This is a genomic window from Stenotrophomonas sp. LST15-1-1.1, assembly GCF_040815575.1.
Classification (GTDB): Bacteria; Pseudomonadota; Gammaproteobacteria; order Xanthomonadales; family Xanthomonadaceae; genus Stenotrophomonas; species Stenotrophomonas lactitubi_B.
The window spans coordinates 433,105-459,617 of record NZ_JBFPNJ010000012.1; the positions used below are offsets into that span (position 1 = coordinate 433,105).

Genomic DNA, 26,513 nt, shown 5'->3' on the forward strand with positions numbered 1-26,513 from the left:
CCTATCGGCACGGCGGCAGGCACGACTACACTGCGCAGCCCCCAACCAAGGAAGGGTCGCCCATGGCACTTTCCCGTCGTCTTCGTCGCTGTCTTGCCCTGTCGGCACTGCTGCCGTGTGTGGCCGCCAATGCCGCATCAACGGCGATGCCATCGCTGCAGCAGGCACAGGCCGCGATGGACCGGATGTTCGATCAGGCCATTGCCGATCGCCCCGCCAGCGACAGCAGCCGCCTGGTCGCCGAGACCTTCCGGCCGCGCCTGCAGGCGCTGGACAGCTGCGCAGCCGCCGAGGCCGGCGACGCCGTCGACTGCATCGCCACCGCCAGTGCAGGCATCAATTCGCGACCGCAGCTGCTGCGGCTGGCCCTGGTGGGCGGCGTGTGGACCCTGCCTGACCAGCGCGATGTTCCGGTTCCGGCGCCGCCGAAGGATCGGGTGCAGGCCCTGCTGCGGGAACGGATCGCCGCACAGGCGCAGCAGCAGGCCGACCCCGCCCTGCGCGCGCGATACGAGCAGGCGGCCGGCACCCTGCAGGTGCAGGACGTGAGGAACTGCGACGTTGCCAGCGACAAGGCCGTCATCGAATGCACCGTGCGCGCGGGCGACGGCAACGAGCACGGCGAGCAGTCGATGGCCTTCGTGCGCGTGGACGGCCAGTGGCAGAACGCCCCGGCCGACTGAGCGCGTTGCTTGCATGCAAGCGGCAGGGCAGGCGCCGGACAGACCCCGGCGCCGCAGGCATCAACGCTTTTCGAACACCGCGATGCTTTCCACGTGCGCGGTATGCGGGAACATGTCCATCGCACCGGCGCTGACCAGGGTGAAGCCCTGTTCGTTGACCAGGTAGCCGGCATCGCGGGCCAGCGAGCCCGGATGGCAGCTGACATAGACGATGCGCTTGAACTGCTTCAACGGCAGCTGCTGCAGCACTTCGATGGCACCGGAACGCGGCGGATCCAGCAGCAGCTTGTCGAAGCCCTGGCGCATCCACGGCGTGCTGCGCTGGTCCTGGGTCAGGTCGGCGCTGTAGAACTGCGCGTTGGCCAGTCCGTTGCGCTCGGCGTTCTCGCGCGCACGCGCCACCAGCCCGGCATCACCTTCCACGCCCACCACTTCACGCACCTTGCGCGCCAGCGGCAGGGTGAAGTTGCCCAGGCCACAGAACAGGTCCAGCACGCGCTCGTCGGCACCCGGCTCAAGCAGGTCCAGCGCGTGGGCGATCATCTTCTCGTTGAGCTTGGCATTGACCTGGATGAAATCCAGAGGACGGAACGCCAGTTCGACATCCCACGGCGCCAGCCGGAACGACAGCGCCACGCCCTGCCCGTCCAGCGGCTGCACGGTGTCCACGCCACCCGACTGCAGGTAGATGACAAAGCCCTGCTGCTGGCCAAAGGCTGCCCAGGCAGCGCGATCGGCGTCACTCAGCGGCTGCAGGTGGCGCACGGTCAGCACCACGGCCTGGTCACCGGCGATGAACTCGATCTGCGGGATGTCGCGCTTGCCGTCCAGGGATTCGATGAAGGTCGACAGCACCTCCACCTTGGTGCCGATTTCCGGGATCACGGTCAGGCACTGCTGCAGGTCCGCGACGAAGCGCGGGTCCTGCTCGCGGAAGCCGACCAGGGTCTTGTCCTTCTTCTCGACCCGGCGCACCGAGAACCGACCCTTGCGGCGGTAGCCCCAGCTGTCGCCGACCAGCGGCGGCAGCACGGTGCCCGGCTTCACATGGCCGATGCGCTCCAGGTTGTCCATCAGCACGCGCTGCTTGGCGACGATCTGCTGGTCTTCATCCAGGTGCTGCAGCACGCAGCCGGCGCAGGTGCCGAAATGCGGGCACTTGGGGGTGACCCGCTGCGGCGAGGCCTGCAGCACCTGCACCGTGCGCGCCTCATCGAAGTGGCGGCTGCGGGCGGTCTGTTCGGCCATCACCACTTCGCCCGGCAGGGCGCCGCTGATGAAGGTGACCTTGCCGCCCTCGCCTTCACGGCGGGCAACACCGCGACCATCATGGCTGAGGTCGAGGATCTCGGTCTGGAAGGGAGTACGGTCGATGCGGGAGCGGGATCGGGCCACGTGGCAACAGGCTGCGGGCAAAAGTGGGGCGGTATTGTCGCAGATCCTGACCGGCGGGGCCGCTGGCCGCTTGCGCCCGCCGCCGCCGTGCTTGATGATTGACCCCAGCTGACATGGAGGCAGCCCTGATGCAGATGACCCCGCGGGCCAGTCGACCCCGCTTCCTGCTTGTCGAGGACGACATCATCAGCCGCGGTTTTTTCAAAGCGGCGTTGGAAACGTTACCAGCGGATGTGGACACCGCCGATTCACTGGCCAGCGCTTTGGCACGCGCCGAGCCCGGTGCCCACGATCTATGGCTGATCGACGTCAACCTGCCCGATGGCAATGGTGCCCAGCTGTTGCACCAGCTGCGCCGCTCGCACCCGGACACCCCGGCGCTTGCGCATACCGCCGACGGCGATGCCGCCATTCACGCACGCCTGCGTGAGGCCGGCTTCAGCGACACCCTGGTCAAGCCGCTGGGCCGCGACCAGCTGCTGAAGGCGGTCCGTCGTGCGCTGGTCAACAGCCCCGGCGGTTCCACGGTGCCGCCAGCGGCGGTCGAGCTGGCGCTGGAGGACTGGGACGAAACCGCCGCCCTGGCCGCGCTCAATGGCCAGCGCAACCACTTGATCGCCCTGCGCGAACTGTTCCTGGCCGAACTGCCGGGCGTGCGCGACGCGGTCGAACAGGCCGTGGACCAGCATGACGAACGCCAGCTGCGCAGCCAGCTGCACCGGTTGCAGGCCAGCTGCGGGTTCGTGGGTGCAGCGCGACTGGCACGCGCGGTGCGGCAGCTGCATCACATGCCCGAATCGGGGCAGGCACAGGCGGGGTTCCGCGCCGCCGTAGCGGCTCTGCTGCACTGAAGGGTTCGGCCGGGCTGCGCCCGGCACCCGCAGAGGCAACAGCCGGAGCAACGGCCAAAGCCAAAGCGGCTTCCTGCGGGATGGCGGGGCGGCATGGGCTGGCAGGACACGCCGTAAACCCAGCCATGGGGGCTCGATGGCGCCATCCATGGCGCCAACGGTCCTGCCAACCCATGCCGCCCCACCCCTGACAGTTTCCCGTTGTCTGGTAGATCCACGCCATGCGTGGATGAATCCATCGAAATCGAATATTTCGACAATTGAACGAAGAGCATCCACGCTTGGCGTGGATCTACGTGTCGACCAAGGTCGACACCCACCAAGAGCAGGCCATGCCATCCCGACAGATCGCAGAAATCTGTCGAAGGCGGGGTGGGTCCGGTTGCGGGGCGTGAGCGCCATGGATGGCGCGACCGAGCCTACAGGGACGTATTCACGGCGCCCCCCGCAACCGGAGCCACCCCGCCATCCCACGGATCGCCCGCTTTTGCTTCAGCCGTTGCCGTTGCCGTTGCTCCGGCCTCTGCAGGTGCAGGGCGCAGCCCTGCCGGACACCCACACTCAGCGCCTGGGCGCCAGCTGCTCCAGCATCTCCCACGACTTCAACCCGCGCGCGCCAAGGTGATGGGACAGCACCCGACGCATCGGCAGGCGCAGACTGGCCAGATCGGCGGCGTCCGGTTCGTCGTCGGCTGCGAGGGCCAACAGTGCCGAGCCGGTAGCCGCCGCGCGACGTTCGCCGCCACGCTCACTGAGCAGGCGCTGCGGTCCTTCCTGCGGGTCCAGCTCATAGCGCGCCGCCGGGTCGATCGGCTGGCCATCGCTGGCGGTCTCCAGATCGAAGCCCACGCCCAGCGCCGCCAGCAGCTCGCGTTCGAAACGACGCAGGGTCCAGGCCAGTCCGGCACCCACGGCCAGGCGCGCACGCGCTTCGCCGTAGGCCAGGTACAGCTCGGGCAGCGGATCCTGGCGCGGTGCCAGGCGCAGGGTCAATTCACTTAGATAGAACCCGGCCAGCATGGCCTGGCCAAGCAGGCGCGGCGCCACATCCAGCGCTTCAGCACCGCGCAGCTGGGCCAGTTCGCCACGCTGCAACGCGCTGAAGCGGATCCACTGCAGGGGCTGCAGGGCCGCTCGCAGCACCTGCCCCTTGGCAGTGGAAACACCACGCGCGAGCAGGCCGATCCGGCCGTGCTCGGCGCTCAATACCTCGACCAGCAGGCTGGTCTCGCGATAGGCCCGCGCATGCAGCACGAAGCCAGTGTCGTCCTCGATCAGCATCGAAGCGACCGTCGCGGCTTATTCGTAGCCGAAGGCCTTCAGCGCGGCCTCGTCATCAGACCAGCCCTCACGCACGCGCACCCAGGTTTCCAGGAACACCTTGGCGCCGAACAGACGCTCCATCTGCAGGCGGGACTTGGCCCCGATCTCCTTCAGGCGGGTACCGCCCTTGCCGATCACGATCGCCTTCTGGCCTTCGCGCTCGACCCAGATCACCGCACCGATGCGCAGCAGGTTGCCGTCCTCGGTGAAGCGCTCGATCTCCACGGTGGTGGCGTACGGCAGCTCTTCGCCCAGCTGGCGCATCAGCTGTTCACGCACCAGTTCGCCAGCCAGGAAGCGCTGGCTGCGGTCGGTGATTTCGTCTTCGCCGAACATCGGCGGAGCTTCCGGCAACAGCGCCAGCACATCACGGACCAGGGCTTCCAGACCGTTGCGCTTCTGCGCCGAAATCGGATGCACCGACGAGAAGTCACGGCCGGCGGTCACTTCCTGCAGGAACGGCAGCAGTGCGCCCTTGTCCTTCATGCGGTCGATCTTGTTGACCACCAGCACCACCGGAATACCGGCGTCACGCAGCACGTTGAAGGCCAGGCTGTCCTCTTCGTCCCAGCGTCCGGCTTCGATCACCAGCAGGCCGGCGTCAACGCCTTCCAGCGAACCGCGCGCGGCGCGGTTCATGACCCGGTTCATCGCACGCTTCTGCACCTTGTGCAGGCCGGGCGTGTCGACCAGCACCAGCTGCCCTTCCGGGTAGGTGGCGATGCCCAGAAGGCGGTGACGGGTGGTCTGCGGCCGGTTGGACACGATGCTGACCTTGGCCCCGACCAACGCATTGGTCAGGGTCGATTTGCCCACGTTCGGGCGGCCGATGACGGCCACGCTGCCGCAATGATGGGGAGTTTGTTCGCTCACTTGGAATCCAGTTGTTCAAGGACGGCCGCAGCCGCTTGTTGTTCGGCGATCCGCCGCGAGGAGCCTTCGCCCTCGGTGCTGGCGGCGGGGTCGGCTACGTTGCAGCGTACCCGGAAGTGTTTGGCGTGGTCGTCACCGGATTCTGACACCAGTTCGTACTGGGGCAACGCCTTCTGTCGGCCCTGCAGCCATTCCTGCAGGCGGGTCTTGGGGTCCTTCTCCGGTCGCCCGGTGGCCGGCAGCGCCTCCATCGAGGCGGCAAACCAGGGCAGGACCATCGCCCGGCAGGCTTCAAAGCCGGCATCCAGGTAGATCGCCGCAACCACGGCCTCGAATGCATCGGCCAGGGTCGAGTCGCGGCGATGGCCGCCGGACTTCATTTCGCCAGGCCCCATGGTCAGCCGGTCACCCAGCTGCAGGGTCCGCGCGATCACCGCCAGCGCGCCTTCGCGCACCAGCTCGGCGCGGGCGCGGGTCATCGCGCCTTCGTCCGCCTTGGGCCAGCGCAGGTACAACGCCTCGGCGACCATCATGTTGACGATGCTGTCGCCGAGGAACTCCAGCCGCTCGTTATGCGGCGCGCCGGCACTGCGATGGGTCAGCGCCTGCTTGAGCAGGCCTGGATCGCGGAAGGTGTGACCGATCAGGTCTTCACGTTGGAAAGATTTATTCGGCACCGCTACGGGTCAGGTCCTGGGAAGAATCGAATTTGCCAACCACATCCAGGTTGCCGACCAGCGGGCGGCGCACTTCGTAGTTGACCTTGAGGGTCCAGCCATTGTCGCGACGATCGAACTTGACGTTGGCCGGCTTCACGTTGTCCGAGTAGTTGATGTACAGCCGCTTGAAGAACAGGTCCTGGATGTTGGCCGGCGCCATGCTGCCGATACCGGGTTCCTTGGCCAGGCTCTTCATCGCCGAGCGCACCGCGTAATACTCCTGGTACATCGGGAACAGCTTCATGCCAACGTAAAGGAAGAACCCGACCACGATCAGGACTACCAGGAACGAAGTCAGGGTCATGCCGCGCTGCGTGTTCATCGTCTTCATTGCGTTCTCCCCAGATACGCGAGTGGATGTGAAGTCAGTTGATGCTCGAGCCGATACGCGACGGTTCGAAGCCGTCCTTGCAGAACCATCCCTGGCAGTTCAGCCAGATCAGGAATGCCTTGCCGCGCAGGTTCTCTTCCGGCAGCAGGCCCCAGAAACGGCCGTCGTCGCTGTTGTCACGATTGTCGCCCATCACCAGGTACTTGCCGGCCGGTACGGTCCACTGGCCCTGGCCACGCGGATAGTCGGTCTCCAGCACGGTATGCGTACGGCCCGGCAGGTGCTCGACCAGCAGGTTGGCACCCTCGCCCTGGCCCTTGTGGCCGGCGTAGATGCCCTTGTTGTCGTACTTCAGCGGTTCGCCGTTGAGGATCACGCCGTCGCCTTCGAACACGACGGTGTCGCCCGGCACGCCGATCACGCGCTTGATGAAGTTCTCGCCCTTGGCCGGGTCGTTGTCGCCATGGCCGGGGAAGTGGAACACCACCACGTCGCCGCGGGCCGGATCACCGACCGGCACGAAGCGGGTATTGGTGATCGGCAGGCGCAGGCCGTAGGAGAACTTGTTGACCAGGATGAAATCGCCGATCAGCAGGTTCGGCATCATCGAGCTGGACGGGATCTTGTACGGCTCGGCGATGAAGCTGCGCACGATCAGCACGATCGCCAGCACCGGGAAGAACGCACGCGAGTAGTCCACCAGCACCGGCTCGGTGTCGAGCAGGCCGGCGCGCTGGGCGCGACGCTTGGCCAGGTACAGCTTGTCGGCCAGCAGGATCAGGCCGGAGGCCAGGGTCAGCACGACCAGGAGGATCTCAAACAGTTTCATTCAGGGTCCTTTGCAACGTCACCGGACGATCGGCCCGCAGGCCGGTTTCGGGGCTTATTTGTTGTCCATCTGCAGCACGGCCAGGAAGGCTTCCTGCGGAATTTCCACGCGGCCGACCTGCTTCATGCGCTTCTTGCCTTCCTTCTGCTTTTCCAGAAGCTTCTTCTTGCGCGAAACGTCGCCACCATAGCACTTGGCCAGAACGTTCTTGCGCATGGCCTTGACCGTGGTGCGCGAGATGATCTGCGAGCCGACGGCAGCCTGGATGGCCACGTCGAACTGCTGGCGCGGGATCAGGTCCTTCATCTTCTCGCACAGCTCGCGACCACGACGATCGGCATGGCTGCGGTGCACGATCAGCGACAGCGCATCGACCTTGTCGCCGTTGATCAGCACGTCAACGCGCACGAACGGACCGGCATCGAAGCGCACGAAGTGGTAGTCCAGCGAGGCATAGCCACGGCTGACCGACTTCAGCTTGTCGAAGAAGTCCAGCACCACTTCGGCCATCGGCAGCTCGTAGCTGATCTGCACCTGGCTGCCCAGGTAGTTGATGCCGAGCTGGCTGCCGCGCTTTTCTTCGCACAGCTTGATGATGTTGCCGATGTACTCCTCGGGGGTGAGCACGTTGGCGCGGATGATCGGCTCGCGGATCTCCTGCACATGGTTCACCGGCGGCAGCTTGGCCGGGTTGTCCATGTTGATGATCGTGCCGTCGGTCTTCAGGACTTCATACACCACCGTCGGCGCGGTGCTGATCAGGTCCAGGTTGTATTCGCGCTCCAGGCGTTCCTGCACGATTTCCATGTGCAGCATGCCGAGGAAGCCGCAGCGGAAACCAAAGCCCATCGCTTCGGAGCTTTCCGGCTCGAAGCGCAGCGCGGCATCGTTCAGGCGCAGCTTGTCCAGCGCTTCGCGCAGATCCGGGTAATCCTCGGCATCGACCGGGAACAGGCCGGCGAAAACGCGCGGCTGCATTTCCTGGAAGCCCGGCAGCGGCTTCGGCGCCGGGTCGGCAGCGAGGGTGAGGGTGTCACCGACGGGCGCGCCGTGCACGTCCTTGATGCTGGCGGTGACCCAGCCCACCTCGCCCGCGCGCAGTGCTGGCAGCACCTTGCGCTTGGGGGTGAACACACCGACGTTGTCGACCTGGTGGTTGCGGCCGGTGGACATCACCTGCAGCTTGTCGCCGGCCTTGATCTCGCCCTGCATCACGCGCACCAGCGAGACCACGCCCAGGTAGTTGTCGAACCACGAGTCGATGATCAGCGCCTGCAGCTTGTCGGTATCACGCGGCACCGGCGGCGGAATGCGATGCACGATCGCTTCCAGCACATCGACCACGTTCAGGCCGGTCTTGGCACTGACCGGGACCGCGTCGCTGGCATCGATGCCGATCACGGCCTCGATCTCGGCCTTGGCGCGCTCGATATCGGCGGTGGGCAGGTCGATCTTGTTGATCACCGGCACCACTTCCAGCCCCTGCTCCACCGCGGTGTAGCAGTTGGCCACCGACTGCGCCTCCACACCCTGCGCCGCATCGACCACCAGCAGCGCGCCTTCGCAGGCGGCCAGCGAGCGGCTGACTTCATAGGAGAAGTCGACGTGGCCGGGGGTGTCGATGAAGTTCAGATGGTAGGTCTGACCGTCCTTCGCCACGTACGGCAGCGACACCGACTGCGCCTTGATGGTGATGCCACGCTCGCGCTCGATCGGGTTGGAGTCGAGCACCTGCGCTTCCATCTCGCGGGCCTGGAGGCCGCCACAGAGCTGGATGATGCGGTCGGCCAGCGTGGACTTGCCGTGGTCGACGTGGGCGATGATGGAGAAGTTGCGGATGTTCCGCATCGAATCAGAGGACATAGAGAGGTGGCGGCGGCGCGCGGCGTCGTCAGGGTAACGGTCGATTATCGCATGCCCGGAGGGTGACCGCGTGGTTGGCCTGTCCGGGCAAGCCCCGGAATGGCCGAAGCCCCGCCGGGGCGGGGCTTCGGGGATACCACATGGGCCGCCGTGAAGGCGGCCATCCGTTGTTACGGGCCGGCCTTGACCGCCACGAAGGCGCTGTTGCCGCTGCCGGTACGGACCAGCAGCATGACCACGTCACCCTTCTTGTACCCGGAAAGTGCACGGTTCAGGGTTTCCACGCTGCCGACCGGGGTACTGGCCACCTGCAGGATCACCATGCCGCCCGACAGGCCGGCATCACGGGCGCCTTCGCCCTTCACTGCGGTGATGCGGACACCTTCGCCCGCCTCAAGACCCAGCTGCTTGCGCTGCGGCGCGGTCAGGTCGGCAACGTCCAGCCCCAGCAGGGCATTGGCGCCGGTCTGCGGAGTGGCCGTGTCATTGCCTGCGGACGGGCCGCGGGCATTGCCCTGCGCATCCTCTGCCAAAGCGGTCAGGGTCGCGCTCAGGTCACGCGGCTTGCCGTCGCGGATCACACCCAGAGTGACCCGGCTGCCCGGTGCCATCGCACCGATCAGCGGCGGCAGATCGGACCAGCTGTTGACCGGGGCGCCGTTCACCGTGCGGATCACGTCACCTATCTTGACCCCGGCCTTGGCCGCAGCGCTGTCCGGCACGATCTGGTTGACCAGCGCGCCGCGGCTGTCGGGCAGGCCCATGGCCTGTGCCTTCAGGCCGTCGATCTCCTGCACCACCGCGCCGAGCTGGCCACGGGTGACCTTGCCGGTCTTCTTGATCTGCTCGACCGCGCTCATCGCCAGGTCGATAGGGATCGCGAAGCTGATGCCCATGTAGCCGCCCGAGGCCGAGAAGATCTGCGAGTTGATGCCGACCACTTCACCACGGGTATTCAGCAACGGGCCGCCGGAATTGCCCTGGTTGATCGCCACGTCGGTCTGGATGAATGGCACATAGCGTTGATCCGGCCCACCGGTGTTGCGGCCGAGGGCACTGACCACGCCAGCGGTTACCGAGTGGTCGAGGCCGAACGGTGAACCGATCGCGACAACCCACTGGCCGGGCTTCAGGCTGTTGGAATCACCCACGCGCACGGTCGGCAGGTTCTTGCCGTCGATCTTCAACAGGGCCACGTCGTACTGCTGGTCGCTGCCGACCACCTTGGCGGTGAACTCGCGACGATCGCCGAGCTTGACCTTCACTTCGCTGGCGTCGGCGACCACGTGGTAGTTGGTCAGCACGTAGCCGTCAGGCGAAATGATGAAGCCCGAGCCCATGCCGCGGCCCTTGATGCTGGGTCCACCGTCCTGGCCGCCGGGCCCTTGCCCCGGCATCGGGAAATCCGGGCCGAAGAAGCGGCGGAAGAACTCGGGCATCTCGTCATCGCCCGGGCCCATGCCACCGCGTGCCTGCCGGTTGCTGCGGACGATGGTGGTATCGACGTTGACCACGCCGGGGCCGACCTGTTCCACCAGATTGGTGAAATCAGGCAGACCGCTGACCAGCGGTTGCGCCGGTGCGCGCGGCGCCGCGGCGGCGGCGGCCTGCGGCGGGGCGGTCGGCGCCGCCGGTTGGGCGCAGGCCACCAGCGGCAGGGTCAGGGCGAACAGGCCAATGGCCTGTGTGCGGAGTCGGGGAGTCATCGGACGGCAACCTCCGGGTCGGATGTAGAGGGAAAGAAGCGCCCCGCTGACGGCGGGGCGTGTGACGTTACCCGGCTCAGTCGCGCGGGCGCTGCGGCGCCGGCAGATCATCCTGCAGGCGCGGCTCGAACGGATAGAACGCGGCGCCGCCGGCATGGGCCGGGAAGCTGGCGTTGAGGGCGCCACCGGCGGCGGGCGCCAGGCTGGAGCGCGGCCACGGCCGTGCCTGCAGGCTGCCGACCTCGCCAAATGGCAGGTTGCGCGCGCTACCGGCCGGCACGGTCGGGGTCAGCGGCGCCTGGCTGGCGACCGCGCGCAACGGGGTGTCATCGCGCTGGGCCACGCGTGCGGCCTGCTGGCTGCGGGTGGCACTGGCGCGGCGCGCGTCCTGGCGACGGCTGGCTGCGGCCATGGCCACCGCCGGCACACTGGCCACGGCCATCGCGGCGGTGTCCACCGAGGCCTCGGTGACAGCCGCGGGCTGCGCTGATGCCGGCGGCAACTGCGCCTGGCTGGCGATCACCTGTGGTGCGGAGACATCGACAGGCGGCGCCTCCTGCAGCTTTTCACGGCCGACGAACAGCGCCACGGCAGCAACCGAAGCCGCCAGTGCGCCGCCCCCCCAGGCACGCCAGCCACTGCGGCGGGCCTGACGCTTCGGCTCGGCCAGCGGCGCAGGCTCGGTGGCGATGGCTGCAGCCACGGCAGCACTGAAACCGGCCGGTGCCAGCAGTGACGCCTGGCCACGCATGACGTCACCCAGCAGCTGCCAACGCTCCTGGCAGCCGGCCAGTTCCGGATCGTGTTCCATGCGGCGCACCAGGAAGCGCGCCTCGTCTGCACCCAGCTCGCCGTCAACCAGTGCCGACAACTGCTGGCGATGGCGTTCGTCCAGGCGTTGCCCGGCGGGAGACTGGTGGTTGTGCGATTCGTTGTTCGGAATGCGGGTCATATACGGCTCTTCTCGCGGGTGGCGCTGCCGATGTCCAACAGCGGCCGGAGTTCGGTGTCGATCGCCTCGCGCGCCCGGAAGATCCGGGAACGCACGGTGCCGATCGGGCACCCCATCTTCTGCGCGATTTCCTCGTAGCTCAGGCCTTCCACCTCGCGCAGGGTGATCGCTGACCGGAGTTCTTCCGGCAGCGCGTTGACGGCCTTCATCACCGTCTGTTCCAGCTCCTGGCGCATCAACTCGCGCTCGGGCGTGTCGGTGTCGCGCAGGCGTGTCCCGCTGTCGAACTGCTCGGCGTCGCCGATGTCGATGTCATCGGTCGGCGGGCGGCGATTGTGCGAAGCCAGATGATTTTTGGCGGTATTCACGGCGATCCGATGCAACCAGGTTGAGAACTGGGCGTCGCCGCGGAAGCTTCCAATCGCACGGTAAGCACGGATGAAAGTGTCCTGGGCCACGTCCTGACATTCACTCCAGTCGGCGATGTAGCGACCGACCAGGGCCACGACCCGATGCTGGTACTTGCGCACCAGGACATCGAAGGCGGCACTCTCGCCGTGCTGCACGCGCCGGACCAGTTCCAGATCCAGCTCCTGTGGTGTATCAACATCGGCCATGAGGGGCCGCACTCCTGTCAGCCCAACCGACGTCGGGCAATGAGACTGCCAATCCCGGGAAAAGTTCAGTCGCCGATCACCTGGCGCCGCACCAGCTTTTAACCACCGTTCCGTTAACGTTCCGGTCCAAGGCCTGCGATCCGGGGCGCCACACCCCTGCTATTGGGATTTGACGCGGGGGAAACAACCTCTGGATCATAGCCCCCTTCTCCATACACAACCGGATGGAACGTCCATGCTCTCAAGCTTCGATGGTCTCCGCTTCAGCCACTGGCACCCCGAGATCCGCGACGATGGCGTGGTGGTCCTCTCCCTTGATCGTCAGGACAGCAGTGTCAACGCAATGTCGCAGGATGTACTGCTGGAGCTGGGCGATCTGCTTGAACGCATCGCCATGGACCCGCCCAAGGGCGTGGTGATCCAGTCGATCAAGAAGGCAGGCTTCATCGCCGGCGCCGACCTGAAGGAATTCCAGGAATTCGATCGCCGCGGCACCGTCAACGATGCCATCCGCCGTGGCCAGTCGACCTACCAGAAGCTTGCTGAGCTGCCCTGCCCGACCGTGGCCGCCATCCATGGCCATTGCCTGGGCGGCGGTACCGAACTGGCCCTGGCCTGCCGCTACCGCGTCGCGTCCAATGACAGCTCCACCCGCATCGGCCTGCCGGAAACCCAGCTGGGCATCTTCCCGGGCTGGGGTGGCAGCGCACGCCTGCCGCAGCTGGTCGGTGCGCCAGCGGCGATGGAAATGATGCTGACCGGACGCACGCTGTCGGCCTCGGCCGCACGCGGCATCGGCCTGGTCGACAAGGTGGTGGCACCGGCCGTAGTGCTCGACACCGCCGTGGCGCTGGCCTTGTCCGGCACCACCCGCCCGTTCAAGCAGCGCGCGACGGCGTGGGCGACCAATACCTGGCTTGCACGCCAGCTGCTGGCACCGCAGATGGTCAAGCAGGTCGCGCGCAAGGCGAAGAAGGACCAGTACCCGGCGCCGTATGCATTGATCAGCACCTGGCAGCGCAGCGGCGGCAAGCCGGTGCAGGCACGCCTGGATGCCGAACGACGCGCCGTGGTGAAGCTGGCCAGCACGCCGACCGCGCGCAACCTGATCCGCATCTTCTTCCTCACCGAACGCCTGAAAGGCCTGGGCGGTGGCGATTCCGGCATCCGCCACGTGCACGTGGTCGGTGCTGGCGTGATGGGCGGTGACATCGCGGCGTGGGCCGCCTACAAGGGCTTCGACGTGACCCTGCAGGACCGCGAGCAGCGTTTCATCGACCCGGCCATGGAACGCGCGCAGGCACTGTTTGCCAAGAAGGTGCGTGACGAGAGCAAGCGCCCGGCCGTAGCCGCGCGCCTGCGTGCCGATCTGGAAGGCAACGGCGTGGCGCAGGCCGATCTGGTGATCGAGGCGATCATCGAGAACCCGGAAGCCAAGCGTGCGCTGTACCAGACGCTGGAGCCGAAGATGAAGCTCGACGCGTTGCTGACCACCAACACTTCGTCGATTCCGCTGGTGGAACTGCGCGATCACATCCAGCGTCCGGCGCAGTTCGCCGGCCTGCATTACTTCAACCCGGTGGCACAGATGCCGCTGGTGGAGATCATCCACCATGACGGCATGGCGCCTGAGACCGAGCGCCGCCTGGCGGCCTTCTGCAAGGCGCTGGGCAAGTTCCCGGTGCCGGTGGCCGGCACCCCCGGCTTCCTGGTCAACCGCGTGCTGTTCCCGTACATGCTGGAAGCCGCTACCGCGTATGCCGAAGGCATTCCGGGGCCGGTGATCGACAAGGCGGCGGTGAAGTTCGGCATGCCGATGGGCCCGATCGAACTGATCGACACCGTGGGCCTGGACGTGGCCGCCGGCGTGGGCAAGGAACTGGCACCGTTCCTGGGCCTGCAGATTCCGGCGGCGCTGCAGACGGTGGAACCGGACAAGCGCGGCAAGAAGGATGGCCAGGGCATCTACACCTGGGAGAACGGCCGGGCCAAGAAGCCGGACGTGGCGCGCGACTACCAGGCGCCTGCCGATCTGGAAGATCGCCTGATCCTGCCGCTGTTGAACGAGGCAGTCGCGTGCCTGCACGAGGGCGTGGTGGCCGACGCGGACCTGCTGGATGCAGGCGTGATCTTCGGTACGGGTTTCGCACCGTTCCGCGGCGGTCCGATCCAGCACATCCGTGCAGTCGGTGCCGATGCGATCGTCGAGCGGCTGAAGGCGCTGCAGCAGCGCCACGGCGACCGTTTCGCACCGCGCCCGGGCTGGGACAACCCGGTCCTGCGCGAACCGGTGGTTTGATCGGCCGGGCCTGCGGCCCGGCACCCGCAGAGGCAACAACAACAGCCAGAGGCAACAACAACAGCTACAGCAAAAGCCAGAGCCAAAGCGGCTCTGGCTTTTCTGTTTGTTGGGCGGGGCGGTGTCGGGTTGCGGGGACGCCGTAAACCCATCCCTGGGGGCTTGGCCGCGGCATCCATGCCGCGGACACCCCGCAACCCGACACCGCCCCACCCCTGACAGGTTCACGCGGCTGTTGGTAGGTGTCGACCTTGGTCGACACGCTTGATCCACGCCATGCGTGGATGCGAGCGAAGCGACCAGCGTTTGATTTTGATTTTCTTTTTTCTTCTCCGTGGCTGGACGACACACGGAAACTGTCAGAGGCCGGGCGGGGTGGGTTCGCGGGGGTGTCCGCGGCATGGATGCCGCGGCCAAGCCTCCAGGGACGGATTCACGGCGTCCCCCGCGAACCCACCCCGACCGGCCAAGCGCGGCTTTTGATTCTGCTTCCGCCTTACGCGACCAACCAACCAACAGCCACGAGGGGCTGCGCCGTTGGCTGGAACAACCTGTTACCCGAACGGGGAATGCCACCGTCACGACAGCGTGCGATCCTGACCGCCTTGATCCCTGCCAGCGAGAACGCCTGCATGACCACCATCATCGCCCCGCGCGTACACGACATCGGCGGCCTGGAAGTGCGCCGTGCAGTGCCCACCCTGCAGGCCCGCAGCATCGGTTCGTTCGTGTTCGTCGACCAGATGGGCCCGGCACTCATGCACCCTGGTACCGCCATCGACGTGCGCCCGCATCCGCATATCGGCCTGGCCACCGTCACCTATCTGTGGTCGGGCGCCATCGGCCACCGCGACACGCTGGGTTCGGACCAGGTGATCCGCCCGGGTGACGTCAACTGGATGACCGCCGGCCGCGGCATCGCCCATTCCGAGCGCACGCCGCAACCGGACCGCGACCATGACAACCCGATCCACGGCATGCAGACCTGGGTGGCGTTGCCGAAGTCGCATGAGGAAATCGAACCGGCGTTCTACCACCATGCGGCGGCCACCCTGCCCGAGCAGCGCCGCAACGGCGCCTGGCTGCGGGTGATCGCCGGACGCGCCTATGGCGAGGAGTCGCCGGTCAAGGTGTTCGCCGACACCCTCAACGTGGCGATCGACCTCGACCCGGATGCAGAGATCGACATCGATGATGGTCACCGCGAGCGTGCGCTGTACATCCTCGAGGGCGAAGCGCAGCTGGATGGCGTGGACATTCCGGCCCAGCACCTGGTGATTCCCGAAACCGGGGCGCGCGGCCGCCTGCGCGCGAAGACGCCGGTGAAGGCGATGCTGTTCGGCGGCGAGCCGCTGGATGGTCCGCGTCATCTGTGGTGGAACTTCGTTTCCAGTTCGAAGGAACGTATCGAGCAGGCCAAGCACGACTGGGAAGCCGGGCGTTTCGGCACCATTCCCGGCGACGACAAGGAATTCATTCCCCTGCCCGAGCATTGAGCATCGCGTGTTGCACACATCCGAGGGTGTATCCCTGCACCCGGCGTTGACGCTACAGTCACCCGCTGATCACTGAAGTGTGACATAAATCACACTTTCTGCCGTCAAAGGAGTGCAACACATGAGCATGGGTAAACGCTTGTCCGCCGAGTTCCTCGGCACGTTCTGGCTGGTTCTGGGTGGCTGTGGCAGTGCCGTGCTCGCCGCCAAGTTCGGTGGCGACGGCAATCCGCTGGGTATCGGTTTCCTCGGCGTGGCGCTGGCCTTCGGCCTGACCGTGGTGACCGGCGCCTACGCGTTCGGCCACATCTCCGGTGCGCACTTCAATCCGGCGGTCAGCGTGGGCCTGTGGGCCGGCGGCCGCTTCCCGACCAGGGATCTGCTGCCCTACATCATTGCCCAGGTGGCCGGCGGCCTGCTGGCGGGCTTCATCCTGCTGCAGATCGCCTCCGGTGCCAGCGGCTTCGCCATTGATGGCAGCCAGGCGGGTGCATTCGCCAGCAACGGCTATGGTGCGCTGTCGCCCGGTGGCTACAGTGTGGCGGCCGCGTTCCTGTGCGAAGTGGTGCTCACAGCGGTGTTCCTGATCGTGATCATGGGCGCGACCCATGGCAAGGCGCCCGCGGGCTTCGCGCCGCTGGCCATCGGCCTTGCCCTGACCCTGATCCACCTGATCAGCATTCCGGTGACCAATACGTCGGTGAACCCGGCCCGCTCCACGGCGGTGGCCTTCTTCGCCGGCAGCGGCGCAACCGGTCAGCTGTGGCTGTTCTGGGTCGCCCCGCTGCTGGGCGGTGCGATCGGCGGCATCATCTACAAGTGGATCGGCAACGACCGCTGAGCCGTGACTGCGCCATTGCGGCCGACCTTCGGCCGCAATGGTTACGGATGTAACCGCGATTTGTGCGATCGCTCACGTTCCGTTAAGGTCTGGTCATCCGCCCGTGCTTGTGCCGGGCTGGACGGCATCCGGGGATGGGATGCCTCGGCCGCCGGTGACACCGGCGGTGCCAACGACACGCCACCTTGGGGGATGCATGAAGTTCGCGCCTGTTGTTTTGTCGAGCCTGCTGTTCGTTGCGGCGTCTGCCTGCGCGCAGGCCCCGGTCGAATGTCCTTCGTTGCCCGCCAGCAGCGGCCTGCAATGGCAGCAGCAGGTACAGTCCGGTTTCCTGGTCTGCCGCGCGGCCACCAATGACGGTCGTGAAGTGCTGAGCCTGATGCTCAGCCAGCGCGACCCGGGCATTCCGCTGACCCGCTCGCTGCGCCAGGAAAAGGGCAGCTTTGCCGGTGAATCGATGTACTGGTATCAGCCGGATCTTGGCGGCCAGCAGCCGCCGGGCTATGCCGAGCGCCGCATCAGCGTGGTCAAGCTGGACAAGGGCCGCTACGCGCAGATCGCGCTGTATCCTGACAGCTCGCAGGAACTGGGCACGCTGCAGCAGCTTGCGCAGGGCATGAACCTGACGCCCTCCGCCGTGGCCGACGGCCGCTGAAGGGCTGCGGGGATGACTGCATTGCAGCGTCCCCGCACGATCCGGCACGCCGGGCATCCGCCGGGCATGGCCCGGCGCTACCGCTCAGAACCTGCCTTCCTGGAAATCAACGAAAGCCTGCATCAGTTCTTCGCGGGTGTTCATCACGAACGGGCCGTGGCGCATCACCGGCTCGCGCAGCGGTCGACCCGCCACCAGGATCAACCGCGCACCTTCAGCACCTGCCGACAGATGCAGCTGCTCGCCGCCGCCCAGTACCGCCAGTTCCTGCCGTGCCACGTCGCGCGCAGCATCCTGCTCCCCCACCGTCAGCCCGCCTTCGAACACATAGACGAACGCGTTGTGGCCTTCCGGCAGCACATAGGTCCAGGCGCGGTCGGCGGCCAGTTCGATATCCAGGTACAGCGGATCGGTGGCGGGCTGCGCGATCGGGCCCGCCGTGCCCTCGACCGTGCCGGCGATCACCTTGACCTGCACGCCTTCGGCCGGCCGCACCACCGGAATCTTTTCGGGAGCGAATTCCTGATACTTCGGCGCGGTCATCTTGTCGCGCGCCGGCAGGTTCACCCACAACTGGAAGCCGCGCATCTGCCCGCTTTCCTGCTCGGGCATCTCCGAATGCACCAGGCCACGGCCGGCGGTCATCCACTGCACGCTGCCCGGGGTCAGCAGGCCTTCGTTGCCATGGTTGTCGCGATGCCGCATGCGGCCATCGAGCATGTAGGTAACGGTCTCGAAACCACGATGCGGATGTTCGGGGAAACCGGCGATGTAGTCCTCGGCCCGATCGGTGCCGAATTCATCGAGCAGCAGGAACGGATCGAGGTCGGGCAGCGATGGGCCGCCGATGACCCGGGTCAGGCGAACACCGGCACCGTCGGAGGTGGGCATGCCACGGATGGTGCGCAGGACGCGGACCGGCTCGGGAAGGCTCATGGTGACTCCTGTTGGATGGATGCCGGTAAAAATGGACGCTGCAGGGCGCAACGCCAATGGATGCCGTCGCAACCGATTGTTCCATCCCTGGTGTTCGCCGCGCGTCATGTCCGCACGCCGGCACCGCCTGCGTTGTGGGCAGCGAGGAAACATCGCCACCTGCCACATCCATGTACGACCAAAGTACTACCGCAGAATGGTCCCGTGCACATTGACCCTGCCAGGGGCACGCGGGACTCTTTGCCTGTCTTTCCGGGAGAGAGCACCTCATGAAAGGTTTTTCCAAAATAGGCTGGGCGGCCCTCGCTCTGCTCGGCGCGTTCTGCCTGGGTACGGTGGCGCTGCGGCGCGGTGAGCACATCAACGCGTTGTGGATCGTGGTGGCGGCGGTATCGCTGTACCTGGTCGCCTATCGCTTCTACAGCCTGTTCATCGCTGACAAGGTGATGCAGCTCGATCCGACCCGGGCCACCCCGGCGGTGATCAACAACGATGGCCTGGATTACGTGCCGACCAACAAGCACGTGCTGTTCGGCCACCACTTTGCCGCCATTGCCGGTGCCGGCCCGCTGGTCGGCCCGGTGCTGGCCGCACAGATGGGCTACCTGCCCGGCCTGCTGTGGCTGGTGGTCGGTGTGGTGCTGGCCGGCGCGGTGCAGGACTTCATGGTCCTGTTCTTGTCCAGCCGCCGCAACGGCCGCTCACTGGGCGACCTGGTGCGCGAGGAGATGGGCCAGGTGCCTGGCACCATCGCGTTGTTCGGTGCCTTCCTGATCATGATCATCATCCTCGCCGTGCTGGCGATGGTGGTGGTCAAGGCGCTGGCGGAAAGCCCGTGGGGCATGTTCACGGTGATTGCCACGATGCCCATTGCGATCCTGATGGGCGTGTACATGCGCTACATCCGGCCGGGCAAGATCGGCGAGATTTCGGTGGTGGGCCTGGTGCTGCTGCTGGCCGCGATCTGGTTCGGCGGCAAGGTGGCGGCAGACCCGACCTGGGGCCCGGCCTTCACCTTCACCGGCACCCAGATCACCTGGATGCTGATCGGTTACGGCTTCGTCGCCTCGGTGCTGCCGGTGTGGCTGCTGCTGGCACCGCGCGACTACCTGTCGACCTTCCTGAAGATCGGCACGATCATCGCGCTGGCCATCGGCATCCTGGTGGTGATGCCGGAACTGAAGATGCCGGCACTGACCCAGTTCGCGGCAAGCGGCGACGGCCCGGTGTGGAAGGGCGGCATGTTCCCGTTCCTGTTCATCACCATCGCCTGCGGTGCGGTGTCGGGCTTCCATGCGCTGATTTCTTCGGGTACCACGCCGAAGCTGCTGGCCAATGAGGCGCACATGCGCTACATCGGCTACGGCGGCATGTTGATGGAATCGTTCGTGGCCGTGATGGCGCTGGTGGCCGCCTCGATCATCGATCCGGGCATCTACTTCGCGATGAACAGCCCGGCAGCGGTGATCGGTGCCGATGCAGCGTCGGCCGCGCACTACATCACCAACACCTGGGGCTTCACCATCACTCCCGAACAGCTGACGGCCACGGCCGCAGCGATCGGTGAACCGACCATCCTGCACCGTGCCGGTGGCGCACCGACGCTGGCGGTGGGCATCGCGCAGATCCTGCATGAGGCGATCCCCAGCAGCAGCGACGCGATGATGGCGTTCTGGTACCACTTCGCCATTCTGTTCGAAGCGTTGTTCATCCTCACCGCTGTGGACGCGGGCACCCGTGCCGGTCGCTTCATGCTGCAGGACCTGCTCGGCAACTTCGTTCCTGCGCTGAAGAAGACCGAGTCGTGGACCGCCAACATCATCGGTACGGCGGGCTGCGTGGCACTGTGGGGTTACCTGCTGTACACCGGCGTGGTCGATCCGTTCGGCGGCATCCAGACGTTGTGGCCGCTGTTCGGCATCTCCAACCAGATGCTGGCGGGCATCGCGCTGATGCTGGGCACGGTGGTGCTGTTCAAGATGAAGCGCGACCGTTACGCGTGGGTCACTGCGGTGCCTGCGGTGTGGCTGCTGATCTGCACGACCTATGCCGGCTTCATCAAGATCTTCGACAGCAATCCGGCGCAGGGCTTCCTGGCGCAGGCACACAAGTTCCAGGACGCCCTGGCCAGCGGCACCATCACCGCACCGGCGAAGTCGGTCGCACAGATGCAGCAGATCGTGGTCAATGCTTACGTCAACACCGGCTTGACCGCGCTGTTCCTGCTGGTGGTGGCGTCGGTGCTGGTGTATTCGATCAAGACGATCGTGGCGGCGCGCCGCAATCCGCAGCGCAGCGACCGCGAGACCCCGTACGTGGCTCTCAAGCCGCATGAAATGGTGGACCTGTAATGAGTACGCAACTGGTTCCGGTGGGGCAGTACCAGGCGCATCGCCGCCTATGGCGACGCCTGGTGCAGACGGCACGGCTGTGCTGCGGCATTCCCGACTACGACAACTATGTGCGGCATGTGCGGGAGAAGCATCCGGACCGCGAGCCGATGGACTACAAGACGTTCTTCCGCGAGCGGCAGGAAGCGCGGTACGGCGGGCGCAACGGTGGTCGCTGCTGTTGAAGTATGAAGTGGGTGCCGGGCTTGCAGCCCGGCGCCCGCAGAAGCAACTGCAACTGCAACTGCAACTGCAACTGCAACGGCCGAAGCGTCGGCTCTGGGTTTCTGTTTGGTTGGCGGGGCGGTGTGGGCTTGCAGGACACGCCGTAAACCCGTCCATGGGGGCTCGATGGCGCCATCCATGGCGCCAACGGTCCTGCAAGCCCACACCGCCCCGCCTTTGACAGATTTCCGGTGACGGCGCGAAACATCTGGGGTCGGATCCGTTTTCCTTTGGAAAACGGATCCGACCCCTTTTTGTTCATGGATGCGGATGGCATTGATCCGCCGATGACGGTTTCCGGCGCCGCCCGGCGGGACTACTCCGTGAGCGTGATCGGGGTCAGGGTGATCTTGGCGTTGTTGGCCGCGCCCATGCGGTCCTGGTAGGCCTGGCCGCGCTGCAACAGGTAGTAGCTGTCGAGATAGTCGATGTCATTGGCAAACCATGACGTCGGCATGGCCTTCAGGATCGCGCCTGCGATGTCGGCAATGACAGCATACTCAGGGGCGAAGGCGCCCAGCGCCGCTTTGACGCCGTTGCTCAGCGCCACCAGCAGCTCCTGGTAATTGGTATCGCCGTCGTCCTCGAACAGCTGCACGTTGGCAGCGTTGAAGCGATAGTTGCCCCAGATGATCAGTGGTTGCTGCGGGGTGTAGTCGGTACCGTCGTAGTCCAGGTACGGCATGTCGACGGTGACCATCTCCGGTGCGGTGGCGCCCACCTGCAGGCCGGAAACAACAGCGAACACCTCGGCCGCCCCCAGCGCCCAGGGCTCCTGGTCGTCGGCCAGGCGGATGCGGTCCAGGCGGGTGATATCCAGCGAAGCCTGCGTGCCGTCAGCCGACAGCCGGATGCGTTCGGGCGATTGCAGGCCGCGGGCCTGCAGCCCCGCATTGACCAGGGCCATGCCCTCCTGCACGGCACGCCGCGTGTCGACGTCGACGATCAGCACCGGAAAATCCGGGGCCTGTTTCGCATCCAGTACATGCGCGCGGCCGTGCGCATCGTAGGCGGTGATCGTGGTCCAGTCGCGATCATTGCCACGCGGCAGACTGGCCACCCACAGCGGATGCGGATTGATGGCCGCCAGCGAGTGCCCCTCGGGCACGTACGCACGCAGCTGCAGCAGCCCCTGCCCCTGTGCCGGGAGCCCCTTGCGCTGGCGCAGCTGGCGATCGCCGGCTGCCAGCGCTGCACTGGCCAGCGTATGCGCCTGCGGATCGAAACGGCCCATCAACGATTGCACCGACACGCCCTGCTCCGGCACCGCATGCAGCGAGCTGCGCACTGCATCGGCGAACCCTGGCTGGCCGATCAGTGCCGCCACCTCGCGCGCACCGGCATCCGTCAGCACCTGTACATCGGCGCCGCCGGCCCTCACCGGTCCCTGCGCGAATGCCCCCGTACTGGCCAGCAACAGCACCAGTGCGGAAACCCGAAACCTCCATTGCTTCGTCATCGACGGCCCCATCGAACGTCGCCGGCAACGCCGGCAGGAGCTTCCCACGCTACGTCGCACGCGCCATACGTTCCGGTATGTGCCGCACAGTTCCGGCAGTATCCTGCGCAAAGCAGCCGAGCGTGGGCTCGGCTCTACCCGTTTCTGATTTCCGTGGCGGCCGCGAGAGGGCTCAGCCGTTGGCCATCCACTTCAGGATCAGCCCGGTCACGTATGCCAGTCCGGTACCGGTGGCATAACCGACCGTGCCGAGCAGCACGCCCACCGGCGCCAGCGTCGGATGGAACGCTGCCGCCACCACCGGTGCCGACGCTGCCGCACCGATGTTGCCCTGCGAACCAATCGCAAAGAAGAACAGTGGCGCGCGCACCAGCTTGGCAACGATCCACAGCACCAGCACGTGGGTGGCCATCCAGATCGCACCGAGCAGGAACAACCACGGACGATCCAGCAGCGAGAGCAGGTTCATCTGCATGCCGATGCAGGCGATCAGGAAGTACAGGAACACGGTGCCCAGGCGCGAAGCACCGGCTGCTTCCAGCCGTCGTGCACGGGTGAAGCTGAGGGTCAGGCCCATCGCGGTGGACAACAGGATCACCCAGACAAACTGGCTGTCGAGGCTGAACTGACTGGCCCAGCTGACATTGGCCTTGAACCAGCCGGACAACGGTGCGGCGATGGCATGGGCCAGGCCGACGCCGCCCAGTGCCACACCGACGATCACCATCAGGTCGGTCATGCTGGGGATACGCGCGTTCTGCGCCTCGTAGGCGCTGATGCGCGCCTTCATTTCATCGATGGCGCGGGTGTCGGCACCGTTGCGGGCATCGATCTGCTGCGCGCGGTTGGCCATGAACAGCAGGATCGCCATCCACAGGCTGGCGCAGGCCACGTCGACCACGGCGAACTGGCCGAAGGTGGTGGCATCGGTGCCGAACACTTCGCGCATGGCGACCATGTTGGCGCCACCGCCGATCCAGCTGCCGGCCAAGGCGGCCATTCCGGCCCATGTGTCACCGGCCACGGTTTCCGGGTGGATCAGCTTCATCACCTGGAAAGAGACAATGGCGCCGAGCATGATGCCGGCGGTGCCGGCGCAGAACACCAGCAGCAGCTTCGGCCCGAGCTTGGCGATGCCTTTCAGGTCGATCGACAAGGTCAGCAGGACCAGTGCTGCCGGCAGCAGCACATCGCGTGCGACCGGGTTGTACAGCGAGGTGTTGTGGCCATCGATGACACCGGCAGTGTTGTAGATGGCGGGGATGAAATAGCACAGCAGCAGGGCGGGTACCCAGGCGAAGATCTTCTTCAGCAAGGGCGTTGGGCCGCTGGCAGCCCAGAAGATCAGGGCGAGAGTGGCGGCGATCAGACCAAGGCCAACGATGTCGTTGCTGATCAGGGCGGTAGCGGTAGCGGGTTCGGTCGGCATGGGATCCTCTGTCGATCGAAAGAGCGGAAAAGAAAAGCGCCGCATAAGCGGCGCGGGTCGAAATTAACATAGTCTTCACGCAGGGTCATGCTGCGCTGCTTGCGGCAGCGCGCGGGCCTGTCGAGAATCGCAGCATTCCCGTCTGGAGCCTGCCCCATGCAACTCGGCGCTTTTTCAGTCAGCCTGGCGGTGAAGGACCTGGCCACCTCGCGCGCGTTCTATGAGGCGCTCGGGTTCTCGGTAACCGGTGGTGATGCGGCGCAGAACTGGCTGGTACTGCGCAACAACGGCATCGTGGTCGGCCTGTTCCAGGGCATGTTCGAGGGCAACCTGCTGACCTTCAATCCCGGCTGGGACCAGCACAAGCAGGAACTGGCGTCCTTCCAGGACGTCCGCCAGATACAGGCCGAACTGGATGCCAAGGGCATTGAACTGGCGCTCCGCACCGATCCTGATGGCCAGGGCACGGGCTACCTGCAGTTGGCTGATCCGGATGGCAATGTGATCCTGATCGACCAGCATGTTGCGCGGCCGACGGGTCGGTGACGCGGCCAGAGTGCCAGCCAAGGTTGGCACCCACCAGAACGCACGCGGCCATTGCCCGGTAGGCGTCGACCTCGGTCGACGGACAGGTCAGCCTGGGCGCGCTGCGCCAAAGTCGAGCGAAGCCAGGGTGCCGCGCGGCTGGCAGGGCTGCAGCTGCAGGGTCCAGCCCAGGTGCTCGCACAGCCGCGCGATCAGTTCCAGGCCGATGCCACCGCGATCGCCGCGCTCACCACGTGCCATCCGCGCGTGGATCGCAGCGATCTCTTCCGGACTCATGCCATGGCCGGGGTCCTGCAGGGTCAACACCGCTGCCGAGGTCAGGCGCAGCTCGATATGACCGCGGCCGCTGTTCTCGATGGCATTGCGCAGCAGGTTGCCGATCGCCGCCTGCACCACCGCCAGCGGCGCGACGATGTCGACCGGCGCAGCCTGGATGCCGATGCTCAGGTCCTTGTCGCCCAGCAGATGGCGATGGTCGTCGACGATCTCCGGCAGCAGCTGGTCCAGGGCGATGCGCTCGGCACGGGTGGCCAGGCGTGCGGGATCACGCGCCAACACCAACAGCAACTCGATCAGCTGTTCGACACCCTGCGCCGTCCGCAGCACACGCTGCATCTGCTGGCGTGCGCGCTCAGGCAGGCCCGGCTGCTCCAGGGCCAGCTCGGCGGCACCGGTCATCACCGCGATCGGCGTGCGCAGTTCATGGCTCGTGGTGCTGATGAACACCCGCTCACGCTCGACGAACTGCTCGTTGCGATCAAGGTAATCGTTCAGGGCATCGGCAATGGTATGCAGCTCGGAACTACCGCGCGGATCGACGTCGATGCGCTGGCCCTGCACGCCAGGCCGCAGTGCACCGATGTGCTGGGCCAGCAGGCTCAGCGGGCGCACCATGCGCTCCATGCCGAACGAGGCCATCAACACGGTGACGAAGATCATGATGATGCCGGCAAGCATCACCCAGCGTGTGGCGAACTGTTCCAGGTCGTGGAAATCGGAGATGTCCAGGGCCAGCGCAACCCGTCCCATCGAACCGGTATCGCGCACCATCACTGCCGTCTCGCGCTCGCCGATCATCACCCCGTCATGCAACCCCGGATGCAGGGTGCGCAGGCTGGCGGGCATGTTGGCTTCGTTGAAGCGGAACAGGCTGAGCGTGTCCGAATCCTGCCAGCGATAGTGCGGCTCGTGCTCGGTGTGATCGACAATGCTGTCCAGTTCGGAATTGAGCAGCGCGCGCCACGCTGCGTGCTCGGCGTGTTCGTGCACGTAGTTGCCTACGCTGAACACCGCCAGCGAGATCAGCGCCAGGTAGCCCAGCAGCCACCACACCACCCTTCGGTACAGCGGCCCGGGCTTACGCGCCATCGTCATCGTTCCGTGCATCGGCGCCTGCGGCGGACGCCAGCCGGTAGCCCACCCGCGGCAGGGTGTGGATCAGCTTGTCGGCAAACGGGCCGTCCACGCTGCGCCGCAGCTCGTACACATGCGAGCGCAGCAGGTCGCCATCCGGCGGCTCATCCCCCCACAGGGCGAATTCCAGCTGCTGCCGGGTCACCGCACCCGGGCTGGCCCGCATCAGCACTTCCAGCAGCTTGCGGCAGGCCGGGTACAGGTGCAGCACCTGGCCGGCACGCTGCGCCTCCAGGGTGGCCAGGTCAAGCACCAGGTCGCCCACCTGCAGGCGCTTGCGCGGATTGCGCCCCTGCGCGCGCAGCAGCAGCGCCTCCAGCCGCACTTCCAGTTCCGGCAAGGCGAATGGCTTGGTCAGGTAGTCATCCGCGCCGGCACGGAAGCCCGCGATCTTGTCCGGCAGTTCGTCGCGCGCGGTCAGCATGATCACCGGCACTTCCGACGCATGTTCGGAGCGCAGCCGGCGCAGCACCTCCGGACCCTCCATGCGTGGCAGCATCCAGTCCAGGATCACCGCGTCATACGGGTGGCTGCCCGCCAGGTGCAGGCCGGTGATGCCGTCCGGGGCAACGTCGAGCACATGCCCGCGCGACTCGAAATAGTCGAACAGGTTGGCCACCAGCTGGCGGTTGTCCTCGATCACCAACAGGCGCATGCACGAAACATCCACGGGAAGTGCCAC

At 66.2% G+C, this 26,513-nt stretch carries 24 protein-coding genes; 9 read left to right on the forward strand and 15 right to left on the reverse strand.

The window, feature by feature from the left end:
* Positions 1–62 precede the first annotated feature (62 nt).
* Complete coding sequence (locus MRBLST15_RS09740; RefSeq protein ID WP_367785791.1) at positions 63–683, forward strand: hypothetical protein; 621 nt, start codon at positions 63–65, stop codon at positions 681–683.
* 60 nt (positions 684–743) lie between these two features.
* Here MRBLST15_RS09740 and rlmD read toward each other — a convergent pair whose 3' ends face one another.
* Positions 744–2,078 (reverse strand): 23S rRNA (uracil(1939)-C(5))-methyltransferase RlmD, encoded by a 1,335-nt coding sequence (gene rlmD, locus MRBLST15_RS09745; RefSeq protein ID WP_099818938.1) that lies wholly within the window; start codon positions 2,076–2,078, stop codon positions 744–746.
* A 128-nt stretch (positions 2,079–2,206) separates the two neighbouring features.
* Between rlmD and MRBLST15_RS09750 the strand changes: the two genes are divergently transcribed.
* Positions 2,207–2,929: an Hpt domain-containing response regulator gene (locus tag MRBLST15_RS09750; RefSeq protein ID WP_265952398.1), complete on the forward strand. Its 723-nt coding sequence runs from the start codon at positions 2,207–2,209 to the stop codon at positions 2,927–2,929.
* Between the two features lie 561 nt (positions 2,930–3,490).
* On the opposite strand, the gene recO is transcribed toward MRBLST15_RS09750, so the two are convergent.
* The 9 genes from recO to rpoE all read right to left on the reverse strand — a co-directional run bounded on the left by recO (position 3,491) and on the right by rpoE (position 12,142).
* The gene (gene recO, locus MRBLST15_RS09755; RefSeq protein ID WP_367785792.1) at positions 3,491–4,210 is read right to left on the reverse strand and encodes a DNA repair protein RecO; all 720 of its coding nucleotides are present in this window, start codon (positions 4,208–4,210) and stop codon (positions 3,491–3,493) included.
* 18 nt (positions 4,211–4,228) lie between these two features.
* Entirely contained in the window at positions 4,229–5,125 is an 897-nt protein-coding gene (gene era / locus MRBLST15_RS09760) for a GTPase Era (RefSeq protein WP_025877117.1), read from the reverse strand.
* Positions 5,122–5,802 carry a ribonuclease III gene (rnc, locus tag MRBLST15_RS09765; protein WP_236512326.1) on the reverse strand — a complete coding sequence of 227 codons (681 nt, stop codon included), beginning with the start codon at positions 5,800–5,802 and terminating at the stop codon, positions 5,122–5,124. The genes era and rnc overlap by 4 nt, the downstream gene beginning before the upstream one ends.
* The gene (locus tag MRBLST15_RS09770) at positions 5,792–6,175 is read right to left on the reverse strand and encodes a DUF4845 domain-containing protein (protein ID WP_100553201.1); all 384 of its coding nucleotides are present in this window, start codon (positions 6,173–6,175) and stop codon (positions 5,792–5,794) included. Before MRBLST15_RS09770 ends, rnc begins: the two co-directional genes overlap by 11 nt.
* A 34-nt stretch (positions 6,176–6,209) precedes the next feature.
* On the reverse strand, positions 6,210–7,004 hold the full coding sequence (gene lepB, locus MRBLST15_RS09775; RefSeq protein WP_025877111.1) for a signal peptidase I: 795 nt from the start codon (positions 7,002–7,004) through the stop codon (positions 6,210–6,212).
* 54 nt (positions 7,005–7,058) lie between these two features.
* The gene (lepA, locus tag MRBLST15_RS09780; RefSeq protein ID WP_162291979.1) at positions 7,059–8,852 is read right to left on the reverse strand and encodes a translation elongation factor 4; all 1,794 of its coding nucleotides are present in this window, start codon (positions 8,850–8,852) and stop codon (positions 7,059–7,061) included.
* Between the two features lie 185 nt (positions 8,853–9,037).
* A complete protein-coding gene (locus MRBLST15_RS09785) occupies positions 9,038–10,573 on the reverse strand; it encodes a DegQ family serine endoprotease (RefSeq protein WP_367785793.1) in 1,536 nt (511 codons plus the stop codon).
* A gap of 76 nt (positions 10,574–10,649) precedes the next feature.
* Positions 10,650–11,525 carry an RseA family anti-sigma factor gene (locus MRBLST15_RS09790; protein ID WP_367785794.1) on the reverse strand — a complete coding sequence of 292 codons (876 nt, stop codon included), beginning with the start codon at positions 11,523–11,525 and terminating at the stop codon, positions 10,650–10,652.
* Positions 11,522–12,142 (reverse strand): RNA polymerase sigma factor RpoE, encoded by a 621-nt coding sequence (gene rpoE / locus MRBLST15_RS09795; RefSeq protein WP_025877103.1) that lies wholly within the window; start codon positions 12,140–12,142, stop codon positions 11,522–11,524. Before rpoE ends, MRBLST15_RS09790 begins: the two co-directional genes overlap by 4 nt.
* A 235-nt stretch (positions 12,143–12,377) precedes the next feature.
* Here rpoE and MRBLST15_RS09800 point away from each other — a divergent pair, with 235 nt between their 5' ends.
* From MRBLST15_RS09800 to MRBLST15_RS09815, 4 genes are all read left to right on the forward strand, one after another.
* Entirely contained in the window at positions 12,378–14,441 is a 2,064-nt protein-coding gene (locus MRBLST15_RS09800) for a 3-hydroxyacyl-CoA dehydrogenase NAD-binding domain-containing protein (RefSeq protein ID WP_367785795.1), read from the forward strand.
* Positions 14,442–15,073: 632 nt separating this feature from the next.
* Positions 15,074–15,937: a pirin family protein gene (locus MRBLST15_RS09805; protein ID WP_367785796.1), complete on the forward strand. Its 864-nt coding sequence runs from the start codon at positions 15,074–15,076 to the stop codon at positions 15,935–15,937.
* Between the two features lie 121 nt (positions 15,938–16,058).
* Positions 16,059–16,778, forward strand: a complete 720-nt coding sequence (aqpZ, locus tag MRBLST15_RS09810) for an aquaporin Z (protein WP_180166232.1) — start codon at positions 16,059–16,061, stop codon at positions 16,776–16,778.
* Between the two features lie 196 nt (positions 16,779–16,974).
* Positions 16,975–17,433 (forward strand): hypothetical protein, encoded by a 459-nt coding sequence (locus MRBLST15_RS09815; RefSeq protein ID WP_265954901.1) that lies wholly within the window; start codon positions 16,975–16,977, stop codon positions 17,431–17,433.
* An 84-nt stretch (positions 17,434–17,517) separates the two neighbouring features.
* Here MRBLST15_RS09815 and MRBLST15_RS09820 read toward each other — a convergent pair whose 3' ends face one another.
* Entirely contained in the window at positions 17,518–18,369 is an 852-nt protein-coding gene (locus MRBLST15_RS09820; RefSeq protein ID WP_367785797.1) for a pirin family protein, read from the reverse strand.
* Between the two features lie 269 nt (positions 18,370–18,638).
* Between MRBLST15_RS09820 and MRBLST15_RS09825 the strand changes: the two genes are divergently transcribed.
* Entirely contained in the window at positions 18,639–20,720 is a 2,082-nt protein-coding gene (locus MRBLST15_RS09825; RefSeq protein ID WP_025877093.1) for a carbon starvation CstA family protein, read from the forward strand.
* Positions 20,720–20,944: a YbdD/YjiX family protein gene (locus MRBLST15_RS09830; RefSeq protein ID WP_089236433.1), complete on the forward strand. Its 225-nt coding sequence runs from the start codon at positions 20,720–20,722 to the stop codon at positions 20,942–20,944. The genes MRBLST15_RS09825 and MRBLST15_RS09830 overlap by 1 nt, the downstream gene beginning before the upstream one ends.
* A gap of 356 nt (positions 20,945–21,300) precedes the next feature.
* Here MRBLST15_RS09830 and MRBLST15_RS09835 read toward each other — a convergent pair whose 3' ends face one another.
* A complete protein-coding gene (locus tag MRBLST15_RS09835) occupies positions 21,301–22,443 on the reverse strand; it encodes a DUF3103 family protein (protein ID WP_265954895.1) in 1,143 nt (380 codons plus the stop codon).
* Between the two features lie 172 nt (positions 22,444–22,615).
* Positions 22,616–23,872, reverse strand: coding sequence for a DUF819 domain-containing protein (locus tag MRBLST15_RS09840; RefSeq protein ID WP_180166229.1), 1,257 nt, complete (start codon positions 23,870–23,872; stop codon positions 22,616–22,618).
* A gap of 156 nt (positions 23,873–24,028) precedes the next feature.
* On the opposite strand from MRBLST15_RS09840, the gene MRBLST15_RS09845 reads away from it, so the two are divergent.
* A complete protein-coding gene (locus MRBLST15_RS09845; RefSeq protein ID WP_367785798.1) occupies positions 24,029–24,418 on the forward strand; it encodes a VOC family protein in 390 nt (129 codons plus the stop codon).
* 87 nt (positions 24,419–24,505) lie between these two features.
* Here the strand turns inward: MRBLST15_RS09845 and MRBLST15_RS09850 are convergent, their stop codons facing one another.
* Together MRBLST15_RS09850 and MRBLST15_RS09855 are read right to left on the reverse strand one after the other, a co-directional pair.
* A complete protein-coding gene (locus MRBLST15_RS09850) occupies positions 24,506–25,786 on the reverse strand; it encodes a sensor histidine kinase (RefSeq protein ID WP_367785799.1) in 1,281 nt (426 codons plus the stop codon).
* On the reverse strand, positions 25,776–26,486 hold the full coding sequence (locus tag MRBLST15_RS09855; protein ID WP_100460025.1) for a response regulator transcription factor: 711 nt from the start codon (positions 26,484–26,486) through the stop codon (positions 25,776–25,778). Before MRBLST15_RS09855 ends, MRBLST15_RS09850 begins: the two co-directional genes overlap by 11 nt.
* Positions 26,487–26,513: the final 27 nt, after the last annotated feature.